Origin of the sequence: Streptomyces sp. W16 (assembly GCF_033194735.1) — a bacterium.
GTDB lineage: Bacteria > Actinomycetota > Actinomycetes > Streptomycetales > Streptomycetaceae > Streptomyces.
In genome coordinates this window covers 1-10,743 of record NZ_JAWOAI010000351.1, presented here as the reverse complement: position 1 = coordinate 10,743, position 10,743 = coordinate 1, and the positions used below count along the sequence as shown (strand labels likewise).

At 70.1% G+C, this 10,743-nt stretch carries 11 protein-coding genes; 2 read left to right on the top strand and 9 right to left on the bottom strand.

The genetic code is table 11. The annotated features are described in order from the left end of the window. From R6V09_RS35095 to R6V09_RS35065, 7 genes are all read right to left on the bottom strand, one after another. Positions 1-535, bottom strand: a 535-nt coding sequence (locus R6V09_RS35095; protein WP_317885506.1) for a hypothetical protein, incomplete at its 3' end; no start/stop codon positions are given. Beyond that, entirely contained in the window at positions 529-1,587 is a 1,059-nt protein-coding gene (locus R6V09_RS35090; RefSeq protein WP_317885505.1) for a PLP-dependent transferase, read from the bottom strand. The genes R6V09_RS35095 and R6V09_RS35090, both read right to left, overlap by 7 nt. Before the next feature lie 2 nt (positions 1,588-1,589). Further along, positions 1,590-3,062, bottom strand: coding sequence for a radical SAM protein (locus R6V09_RS35085; protein WP_317885504.1), 1,473 nt, complete (start codon positions 3,060-3,062; stop codon positions 1,590-1,592). Positions 3,063-3,132: 70 nt separating this feature from the next. Beyond that, on the bottom strand, positions 3,133-3,639 hold the full coding sequence (locus tag R6V09_RS35080) for an SAM-dependent methyltransferase (protein ID WP_317885503.1): 507 nt from the start codon (positions 3,637-3,639) through the stop codon (positions 3,133-3,135). A gap of 32 nt (positions 3,640-3,671) precedes the next feature. Continuing rightward, positions 3,672-4,757, bottom strand: coding sequence for a thioesterase domain-containing protein (locus R6V09_RS35075; RefSeq protein WP_317885502.1), 1,086 nt, complete (start codon positions 4,755-4,757; stop codon positions 3,672-3,674). A gap of 47 nt (positions 4,758-4,804) precedes the next feature. Next, positions 4,805-6,043, bottom strand: coding sequence for an MFS transporter (locus tag R6V09_RS35070; protein WP_317885501.1), 1,239 nt, complete (start codon positions 6,041-6,043; stop codon positions 4,805-4,807). Continuing rightward, a complete protein-coding gene (locus tag R6V09_RS35065; RefSeq protein ID WP_317885500.1) occupies positions 6,040-6,660 on the bottom strand; it encodes an alpha/beta fold hydrolase in 621 nt (206 codons plus the stop codon). The genes R6V09_RS35070 and R6V09_RS35065 overlap by 4 nt, the downstream gene beginning before the upstream one ends. 326 nt (positions 6,661-6,986) lie before the next feature. On the opposite strand from R6V09_RS35065, the gene R6V09_RS35060 reads away from it, so the two are divergent. Both R6V09_RS35060 and R6V09_RS35055 read left to right on the top strand, forming a co-directional pair. Beyond that, a complete protein-coding gene (locus R6V09_RS35060; RefSeq protein ID WP_317885499.1) occupies positions 6,987-8,525 on the top strand; it encodes an amino acid adenylation domain-containing protein in 1,539 nt (512 codons plus the stop codon). Between the two features lie 455 nt (positions 8,526-8,980). Beyond that, a complete protein-coding gene (locus R6V09_RS35055) occupies positions 8,981-9,436 on the top strand; it encodes an SAM-dependent methyltransferase (RefSeq protein ID WP_317885507.1) in 456 nt (151 codons plus the stop codon). Positions 9,437-9,525: 89 nt separating this feature from the next. Here the strand turns inward: R6V09_RS35055 and R6V09_RS54730 are convergent, their stop codons facing one another. Together R6V09_RS54730 and R6V09_RS35045 are read right to left on the bottom strand one after the other, a co-directional pair. Further along, positions 9,526-10,251 (bottom strand): hypothetical protein, encoded by a 726-nt coding sequence (locus tag R6V09_RS54730; RefSeq protein ID WP_442810211.1) that lies wholly within the window; start codon positions 10,249-10,251, stop codon positions 9,526-9,528. A 164-nt stretch (positions 10,252-10,415) separates the two neighbouring features. Then, positions 10,416-10,743, bottom strand: a 328-nt coding sequence (locus R6V09_RS35045) for a response regulator transcription factor (protein WP_317885498.1), incomplete at its 5' end; no start/stop codon positions are given.

Below are 10,743 nucleotides of genomic sequence, written 5' to 3'. Positions count from 1 at the left end.
CCGGGACCGGCCGACTGGTGAGGTGCACGTCCTGGGCGGTCTGCACGACGGCCTTGATCTCGTTGGGCTCCGCGAGCGTGTGATGGGCGCTGCCCCGCTCGCGTGCCGCCGCGACCGCGCGCCGGGCCTGCTCGACGGAGACGTCTCCGTCGATCCGTATCTCGTACGACAGCCTGGCCGGGCCGCCGTCCGAGGTGAACTCGACGCAGGGCAGCACCTCGACGAGAGCGGGCCCGCACCCTTCGCCGGTCAGGTGGGTGACGACGCTGTCCGCCACGGACGCGCCGAGCGCCACCAGCAGGGACCCGACCGGATCGAGGCAGTCACCGCCGGCGGAAGGGCCCCAGCGCTGCTCGATACCGAAGGCCCGGGCGACCCTGGTGGACCCCAGCCGCATCGGTTCGGTGTGCACCCGGCAGCGGTCGGGGGACGTGGGGTGCGCCACCACACCGATGCTGAGCTGCGCCTCCCACGAGTCCTCACGGATCTGCTCGGCCAGGGCCTGCCTGGCGCGCAGATCGATGCCGTTCAGCATCGTTCTCCTCCGTTCCCGCTCTGGGCGAGGCAGGTGTCCAGAGCGCGCCGAAGCCCGCGCAGCAGGCCGTCGCAGTCCTCGACACCCACCGACAGGCGCACCAACTGCCGGGAGACGCCGGCCTCCCGGCGCACCCGCTCGCTCAGGTGGGCATGCGTGGTGCGGGCCGGGACCCGGGCAGCGGTGGCGAGTGCCGTGCCGTCCGAGCGGCAGGCGTTCAGCACTCCGGAGAGGTCCCGGATCTCGGGCCGGACCTCGAAGGACAGCAGTCCGCCGAAACCCTGATGGGTCTCCAGGGCCCAGGGAGCCTCGTCGAACGACGGACGGTGCACCGTCCGTACGGCGGGGTGTTCGCGCAGTGCCGCGGCGACCCGCTCCGCGTCCCGCCGCTGGGCCGCCAGGCGCAACTGCAGGGTGGGCAGGGAGCGTTCCAGCAGGTGCGCCGACCAGTTGTCGACCTCGCCGCCGAAGCGCGCGCACTGCTCCTGGATCCGCGGCAGGTACCGGCCGATGCCGGTCACCAGGGCGGCCTCCACGTCGCCCCAGGCGTCCAGATAGGGAGAGGTGTTCTCGACGACGACCACCGCGCCGGTCTCCAGGGGCCGCAACTGCGCGGGCGACAGGGCGGTGTTGTCGACGACCAGCAGCAGGTCGTTCATCTGGGCGTGGATGGCGATGTCGTTGAGCGGATACAGCCGCATCAGCGGATCGCTCAGCGACTGTGTGTACACGACCTGCGTCGCGGGTTCCACGGCCGCCGTCACCGCGTCCAGATCGGTGCAGTCGACGAACGTGACCGTCCGTCCGAGGCCGGTGAGCTCCTCGGTCAGGACACCGCGCAGCGGGTCGCAGGTCTGGTCCGAGGCGACGATGTGGCCCCCCGGATTGGTCAGTGCGAGCAGTACGGCCGTCGTGGCGGCCACATGGCCCGGCACCAGCAGCGCCGCCTCGGCTCCGTGCAGCGCGGCGAACGCGTCCTCGACCCTGCGCCTGGCTCCGCGGGAGCTCGGCGACGCCGTGGACGGTGCGGTCGTCTCAGTGGTCTGTCGCATGGTCACCGCCGGCACACGGGCGCGTCGGAGAGGCCGATGCGCTGGTGGAAGTAGTGGAAGATGATCTCTTCGTGCAGCGCTTCGCCGTCCAGGGTCGGCTGCAGCGCGGTGCCGTCGTTGACCTTCTCGACGAGCCCGCGCTCCAGCAGCTCGGTGAACGCGGAGGCGAAGGGCTCCATGGTGAGCAGGTCGGCACCGAAGCGCTGCCGGTAGCGGTCGAGGACGATCGGCTGGTTGGCCTTGAAGTTGAAGCCGAGCGCGGTACCGATGGCCTTGTGCCCGGAGAGCCGCCGGCCGAAGTTGAGCGGCAGGCCCTCGTTGTTCTGCATGAAGGAGACGTACTTGCTGATGTCGGTGATGTTGTGCGTCTGGAGGAACTCCTCCTGGTCGCCGGTCAGCCAGCCGTAGGCGCCGGGACCGTACGCGATCATGGTGTTGTAGTGCTCCCACTTGTTCTTCGACGTCTGCGGGATGTTTCCGCCCTCGTACGTCCCCGGGCGGCTCCACCAGCCGCAGGGGCTCGGGTGGTAGCCCTGCTCCAGGAGGACCTCGACGGCCTCCTGCCGCATCGCGTATGTCGAGTCCAGGTCAGGGAACCGGCCCTCGGTGATGAGGCGTTCACGGACGGCCGGGTTGTTCCAGACCGCCCGGTTGCCGATGCCCATCTCCTCGCGGTCCGCGTTGCGCAGCCGGTAGATAGTGATGGTCGGGACACCGAGATCGGTGAGGATCCGCATGTCGCGGCGGACCGACTCCGGGGTCTGGTACGGCAGTCCGAACATCATGTCGACGTTGAAGGGGCAGCCCGTCGCGAGCAGGTTCTCCACGGCCTCGATGGACTGGGCCGAGGAGTGACGGCGCTTGGTGAAGTCGTTCACCTCGTCCTGCAGGGACTGCACCCCGAGGCTGAACCGGTTGAAGCCCAACTCCCGTGCCGTTTCCAGGTGGTGGCGCTGGAAGTTCTCGGGGTTGCCCTCGATGTTGAACTCGACGTTGTCCGCGAGGTCGTAGTTCTCGCGCACGTGCCGGACCAACGGCTCGACGAAGTCGGGGCTGTTGAGCAGCAGGGCCGCGGTGCCGCCGCCGATGTAGAAGGACTCGACGGACGCCCGGGGTATCCAGTCGAAGCGGTCCAGATAGCGGCGGGACTCCTCGATCAGCAGCTCGGACCAGAGGCTCAGCGCGGAGTCCTCCTTGCCGCGTGGCACCAGCCGTTTGACGTAGTTGCAGAAATGACAGATGTAGTTGCACAGGGGCAGGTGGAAGTACAGGTGCGCCGGGTGCCCGGCCCCGGGGAACGCGCCGTACTCGGCGGCGAGTTCGTCGCTGCCGAGCCGGTCGCCCTCGTTCGAGGTGACGTTGATGTTGTACTCGTCGCGAGGGATCTGCAGCTGCGGGTTGCGGTCGAGAAGGCGGCCGAGGTTGAGTTCGAGGTCGACCGGGGTGGTGCCGTTGCCGGTGGCGAGGATGGACATGGTGGTCTCCTTGGCTGTGGACGGAACCCGTGCCGGCTTGTGGCCGGATCAGGGCAAGAAGCCGGAAGCGTCAGAAGTAGTAGGCGGACATCGCCTCGTGGAGCCATGCGGGTTCCCGTACGGCCTCGATGTCCGGCTGGAAGAGGCGCTGGTACGGCTTGACGTCGAGGACCGGGGTGCCGTCCAGTGCGTCGAGTGCGCGTACGTGCAGGGTGAGGCCGTCGACGCGGACCAGTTCGCAGCGGGAGACGCCGAGCCGGTTGGGGCGTTCCTTGAGCCGCTGGGCGAGGATGCCGAGCCGTGGCAGGTCCGTACGGCCCCTGGGGTGGACCGCCCCGGTGACCGCGTCCGACTCGGGGACGAGATGGAAGTGGAAGACCACTTCGAGATGCGAGAACTGCTCCAGACCGGTCACGGCCTCGGGCTGCAGCACCGCGGGGTCCAGCTCGATGAGCGAGGTGACCCCGCCCCAGTGATCGTGCCGGGGCACGGTGCGGGGGGAGCGGACGACGCCGATCGGCCGGACGCCGTAGGAGGTGGTGGTCGCGTCGGGTTCCTGTTCCTGCTGTCGGGGCATGGTGCGGACGTTTCCTTTCCGGACGAGGACGGTCAGGTCAGGGGCGTGACCGTGTTCAGGAGGTCGACCTGCTCCCGCAGCCGGCGGCCCAGAACCTCGACCTGGCCGGGCTCGACCATCGTGAAGTGGTCGCCCGGTACGTCGCAGACCACCGCGCGGGCGGCGACGTCCCCCCACCCGAGGTCGTCGGGGAGCGTGCCGCCCTCCAGAGAGCGGTCCGTCACGCGGAAGACGGTGACGGTGCCGTCGTAGGGCTTGATCCGGTAGGCCGCGAGGGCGTCGAGGTTGAACTGGTACATGTCGATCATGCGGCGCAGCCGGTCGGCGTCGAAGTCGGCGGGCATCGTGCCCGCGGCGACGGCCCGCCGCACCAGCTCCGCGGCCCGGGTGTCCGGGTCGAGACCGCGCAGCCAGTCGATGTCCACGTCGAGCTTGAGTCCGCGCCAGAGCAGGGCCCGCAGGGCGAAGTCCGGGTCACCGCTGGGTTCGACGGTGATGCGGGTGTCGAGCAGCCCGACGAGGCCCACCCGCTCGCCCCGTTCCCTCAGCCGGCGGGCGGTCTCGTAGGCCAGGAGGCCGCCCATGGAGTAGCCGATCAGATTCCATTCGGCGCCCTCGGGATGGACACCGCGAAGCTGCTCGATGAAGGCTTCGGAGATCTCCTCGATCGAGGTGAGGGGCTCCTCGCCGGGCAGCAGACCGACCGACTGCACGGCCCAGAAGGGCTGGTCCCGCCCCATGGCGCGGGCGATGGGCGGATACAGCAACACGGTCCCCGACACGGGCGGCAGGGCGTAGACGGGACTGCCGCCCGAGCCGGCCTGGATGCGCACCAACTGGCCCGAACTGCCCGCAGTGCCGCGGCGGATGATCTCGGCGAGCTCCGCGACGGTGGCCGCGGACAGCAGGTCGGCGGCGCTCAGATCGACCTGGAAGAGCCTGCGCACCTCCACGGTGAGCCTGATGGCGAGCAGCGAGTGGCCGCCCAGCGAGAAGAAGTCGTCGTGGATGCCGATGTCGGTGCGGTTGAGCAACCTGCGCCACACATCGGACAGTTGGAGCTCGATGCCGTCGCGGCCGAGGCCGGTGGACGGCACGGCGGTTTCCCAGTTGACCATCGTGTTTCCCCCATCAGGTGATGTCGGTTGTCGGGGCCCCGAGGCGCTCAGGCGGCGGTGACCGGCGTCGCACCGGCCGCGTCCGCGATGGCCCGGCGCTTCTGGGCCCACCGGACCGCCGGTGCCATCGACAGCCCTCCCACCAGGAACACCGCGCCGAGCACCAGCCAGCCGGGCCTGCCCCAGTCGATGAGGAGCAGGGTCAGCGAGACCGGGCCGAACATCTGGACGGCGGCTATCCCGGTGTTGAACAGGCCCTGGTACTGGCCCTGTTTGTCCGCGGGAGCGAGTTCGTAGCCGATCAGCCAGGAGCCCGCCGACTGCACCATCTCGCCGTGGACGTGCAGAGCCGCGGCCACCACCAGCACCGCCGTCGCCGTCACCGCACCGCGGCCGGCCGACAGGGCGAAGGCGGCGCAGCAGGCGAGCAGGACCACGCCCGCCACCCGGAAGGCGCGGACCGCCGGTTCCAGGGCGTCGATCTTCTTGGTGACGGGCACCTGAAGGGCGACCACGGCAAGGGTGTTGAACAGCAGCAGGACGGCGGTGAGCGAGTGCGGTGCGTCGGTGTGCAACGCGATCCAGAGCGGGAGGATCACCTCCAGGATCGGGATGTGCAGCAGCATCACCATGTTGATCAGGGCGAGAACCGCGTAGGGCGTGTCGCGCAGCACCGCCAGCCGCGGCTCACCCGGCGGGCGCTCCGGCGAGGGCGGCACGGCGGGCAGCCGCAGGAACAGCAGTCCGCACACGACGAAGCTCAACGCGTTCCCGGCGAACGTGAGTTGATAGGCCGCCTTGGTGTCCCACAGCAGGGCAAGACCGCCCAGCGCGGCTCCCACCGACACACCGGCGTTGGTGACCACCCGGACCTTGGCGCGCACGCGCACCAGACTCTCGCCGCTCAGCACCGCCGGAATCAGCGCCTGGCGCGCCGCGTGCGCGCCGCGCTCGAAGAGCGCGTACAGGAAGGCGATGACGACGAACAAGGGGTACGAGTCGGTCATGAGGTACGCGGCCGTGGCGAGGCCGGCCAGCACCAGGAGCGCCGCCGCGGTGCCGCGCGGGCCCCTGCGGTCGGCGAGGTGGCCGAAGGGGACTCCGGCGAAGAGGCCCGCGATTCCGGCGATACTGAGCCCGAGGCCCAGCTCGGCCGGTGAGAAACCGACGATCCGGATGAAGTAGAGCGCGGAACACGTCAGGAACACGCCGTTTCCGACGGAGTTGGCGAGCGTTCCGAGCACCAGGGTGCGCGCGGGCCCCTCCTCGATGAAGGAGGATTTCATGGCGTTTCTTTCTCTTCGTGCGATACGGGGAAGTGGTCGCGGTAGAAATCGCGCATCACGGAGGTGATCTCGTCCGTATTGCGATGGCAATCGGCGTGCGAGCCCCCGATGAATTCCAGCCGCAGGGACGCGCTGTCGCGCCGGGACAGGCGCTCCCGCTCGTCGGCCAGGATGTTCCGGCTCTCCGCCGCCGCCAGCACCAGGACGGGAATGCCCAGCCGCTCCAGCAGATCCGGAAGGTGCCCGAAGTCGTAGGTCCAGCGCAGCAGACTTCCCTCGGCCCACTCGTCCGCCACGTGCAGGGCGGGGTGTGCGTCGAAGGACTGGTCGATCACGACCAGGCTGCGGACCCGGGACGCACCCCAGGTGACCGCGGACACGGCCGCCACGAGGCCGCCGTACGAGTAACCCACCAGGTGCAGCTCGCCGGGGAGGGCGTCGGCGAAGCGGTGCACATCGGCGGCGAAGTCCAGCACCGAGTACCCCCAGGCGGGCCGGTGGCTGTCGCCGTGGCCGCGCAGCGAGGGGTGGACGGCCACCGAGCCAGGCGGGCAGAGCGCGTCACCGACCGGCCGCAACTGCCCCTTGTCACCGCCGAATCCGTGCAGCAGGAGCATGCTTCCCGGCGCTCCGCCGGCTCCGGGCAGCCCGGGGACGGCATCGTGGTCCAGCAGCTCTATGCCGCTGCCGTGTCCTGCCAGAAGCGGTCTGGGAAGAATTGGTGCTTCCTGTTTGAAGGCCCTCATCGAACAAACCCCCTCGAATGTCCGGCCGACCCGGCCCCAGTAAGGTTCACGATCGATGGCCCGTGAAGTCAACGCCGGTCACCGTCCCCGGAACCGGGTACGTGACACCAGGTATGAGGGGCCCGTATATCTGCTGAGGGCTGCCGCGAATTCGGTCGCCCGGGTTTCTTCCCACCGGCAGATCTGGAGGGCCTTCCATGGGAGTCGGACTCATACACCAGGCCGTCGCGCACCAGGCCCGGACGGCGCCCGAGGCCCTCGCGGTGGTGGACGGTGACAGCCGCCTCGACTACGCGACGCTCGACGCGGTGGCCGACGACTGGGCGGCACACCTGGCAGCGGCCGGGGCCGGGCCGGGCACACTGGTCCCGGTGCTCCTGCCGCGATCCGCCCGGTTGTACGTCGCGTTGCTCGCGGTGCTCAAGTGCGGCGCCGGCTATGCGGCCCTGGACCCCAGATGGCCGCGGGAGCGGATCGACGGCGTACTGGGGCAGCTGGACGCTCCCGTGCTGGTGACGGACCTGGAGGAGACGTCCGCACGGCAGCCGGTGTGGCGGCCCCCGGCCGACCTGTCGGCTCCCGGCGGCGGGGGCGGCGGATTCCGCGCGTACGAAGGACCGGCGGACGTGGCCGCGGCGGTCTTCTTCACCTCCGGCACCAGCGGTACACCCAAGGGCGTGGTGTCACCGCACGCGGCCACCACCCGTCTCTTCACGACGGACGGGCCGCTCGCCTTCGGCCCCGGCACCGTCATGCTGCAGGCCGCCCCGGCGGCCTGGGACGCCTTCTCCCTCGAACTGTGGGGCATGCTCACGACCGGCGGCACCTGTGTCACGGCCAGGGACGACTACCTCCTGCCCGACACACTGCGGCAGGCGATCGACACCTGCGGGGTCGACACCGGCTGGCTGACGGCCTCTCTCTTCAACCTCTTCACCGAGATCGACCCGGACTGCTTCCAGGGCCTGCGACGCCTCTACATCGGCGGCGAGAAGCTGTCGACCGCTCACGTCGGCGACTTCCTCGACCGACACCCCGGGATCCGGCTGCTCAACGGGTACGGCCCGGTGGAGAGTTGTGTGTTCGCCACCGTCCATCCCATCGCCGCGCGCGACTGCGACGCGGAGTACGGCGTTCCCATCGGCCGAGAGGTCCCCGGCACCGCGGTGTACGTACTGGACGACACCGGCCGGGTGTGCCCACCCGGTGTCGTGGGCGAACTGTGTGTCGGCGGGGCCGGCCTGGCGCTGGGATATCTCGGCGACCCCGCCCTGACCGAAGCCCGCTTCCAGGAAGCCCGGGTCGCCGACGCCCACCCGCGCCTCTACCGGACGGGCGACCGCGGTCTCCGCGGCGCCGACGGCGTCCTCCGCTTCACCGGCCGCACCGACCGGCAGGTCAAGATCCGCGGCTACCGCATCGAGCCCGAGGAGATCGAGGCGCACGCGGCCGGACTGCCGGGGATCACGCACTGCGTGGCCGTCGCCGTACCCGGACGACTGGGCACCTACGAACGGCTCGCGCTCTTCTACACCTCCTCCACCGACGACTCCGACGCCACCGACGGCGCGGAGGACGCGGATAACGCTGACAACTCCGTGCTGTTGCGTCGTTCGCTCGGCCGGCTGCTGCCCGCCCACGCGGTGCCGGACGTCGTACGGCGTGTGGACCGGCTGCCGGTCACCGCCAACGGCAAGGTCGACCGTTCCGAACTGCTGGCCCTGCTTCCAGGCTGACCGTTCCCCGTTCCCCGCTCGCCAAGAGCAAGAACCCGTACCCTCCCCCCGCCACAGAGAGGCGCTGTTCCATGCCCGTCATCACCCTCATGTCGCCCGACCCGAGCCCGGGCGGCACCGGCCTGGCGCAGGTCGCCAAGGCGGTCACCGGGCTGCTGCGCATTCCAGTGGAGCACTGCTGGGTGACCTGGCAGCAACTGGACGCCGACGCGTCGCACCGCCCGGAGTGGCAGCGCGCAGCCGCGGGCTCGCGCGCCCCCATCGGCTTCGTCACCTGCAAGGAGACCTATCCGCAGGAGACCGTGGAGCGGCTGTTGCGGCTGCTGCGCGACGAGCTGAGCACACTGCTCGCTGTGCCCGGCGACGAGGTCTATCTCGCCGTGCACCGGGCCGTACCGGGCGAGTTGCTGGTCCGGGGAGACGTCTGGGCGGGAGACGGGCAGACCTCGGCCGGGGTGGTGTCGTACCCGGTGGGCCGGGTGGTCGGTGGCCGGGCGGAGGTCCGGGACGACGACTGGGGCGGGGTCGAGGCGGTGATCCGGCTGGACGGGGACCGGTTCGGGCCGGACGCGCTGGCCGGCCTGGACGCCTTCTCCCACCTGGAGGTCGTCTACCACTTCGACCGGGTCCCGGTGGAGAAGATCGAGACCGGCGCCCGCCATCCCCGGGGCAACACCGACTGGCCCCTGGTCGGCATCTTCGCCCAGCGCGGCAAGAACCGCCCCAACCGCATCGGCGTCTCCCGCTGCCGCCTCCTGCACACCGACGGACTCGACCTCCACGTCCAGGGCCTCGACGCCGTCGACAACACCCCCGTCCTCGACATCAAGCCCTACATGACCGAATTCGGCCCCCAGAACACCACCACCCAACCCACCTGGGCCACCGACATCATGCGCCACTACTACTGACAAGCCTTCCGCCGACGGGGCGATACTCCAGCACGACCTCGCCGATGCCGATGCTGATGCCGGCGCCGCGTGCTGCCTGAACTCCCGCTTCAGTACCCGGACTTCGCCGCATGGCAGCACTCGCCACCGCAACGCGAGGACCAGGACGGGCAGTTGACCTGTGGGGCCCGCCGGGTCGTACGGACACTCGTGGCCAGTGCGGCCGGCGCGCTCATGAACACGGCGTAGGTCACGAACGCCCCCCGCGCGCCCAGGACTTGGAGCAGAGTGCCGGCGGCCAGTGACCCGAGCGGGATCGCTCCCCAGACGACCAGCCGGGCGGCACCGACGGTTCTGGCCTGGAGACGGTCGGGCGCGAGCGCGTAACGATACGACGAGAGGACCACGTTGAAAGCCGGCTCGGGCAGTGCGGTCACCGCCACGACCGCGCCGAGCGCCAGTGGTGAGCGCGGCGACACCAGAGCTGCCGTACCGCCGGCCCATACCCAGAGCGTCCTGAGCACCAACAGCCTTGGCGGGACGCGTCGTTGCAGCCAGGGAGCGGCGAAGGCGCCGACGATCGCCGCGCCGCCGGGCAGCGCCGGCATCACACCGATCAGCGTGCAGCGGGCTGCTTCGATGCCCGCTCGGTGCAGTTGCCGCCAGATCTTGCGGACCCCGTAGACGCCGTAGTTGTCGGCGGCGTAGCAGGTGCTGGTCGCGATCTTCAGTCCGTGACCGGAGAGCACACGGCAGACCGGCTCGATGCCGAACACCTTCTTGAACTCGTCGATTGTGGACCACGCGATCGTCGCGGTACCGCTGACCAGCGACAACTGACACCCCGACAAGTGCGTCGGTCTCCGAAACGGCCCCGAGCATTCCTGCAGAACATGCCGGCGCGCCGCGAAGATCCGAGATCCCCGACAGAGTCATTCCGAAGGTGTGCTCGGGGTGTGCACCAGTTGCACCGAAGGCCCGAGAAACAGCCCATCCACCGTCAAAAGGGCACCGCAAGCTGGAGTGTGCGGGTGAGCGCGGCCTCGGTGCGGTTGCGGACGCCGAGTTTCGACAGGATGTGCGACACATGCACGGCGACGGTGCGGTCGCTGATGAACAGGGACCGGGCGATCTGCCGGTTGCTCGCACCCTTGGACAGCAGGGCGAGCACCTGTGACTCGCGTTCCGTCAGGTCGAACCGGCTGCGGAGAGCGACGGACCGGCCCCGCTGGGCGAGATGGTGCGTCAGCCGGCCGCGCTCCGCCAGTTCCTCGGCCAGACGCAGCAGCGGTGCCGCGCCGAGCGGACCGGCCAGACTCGCGCAGGCC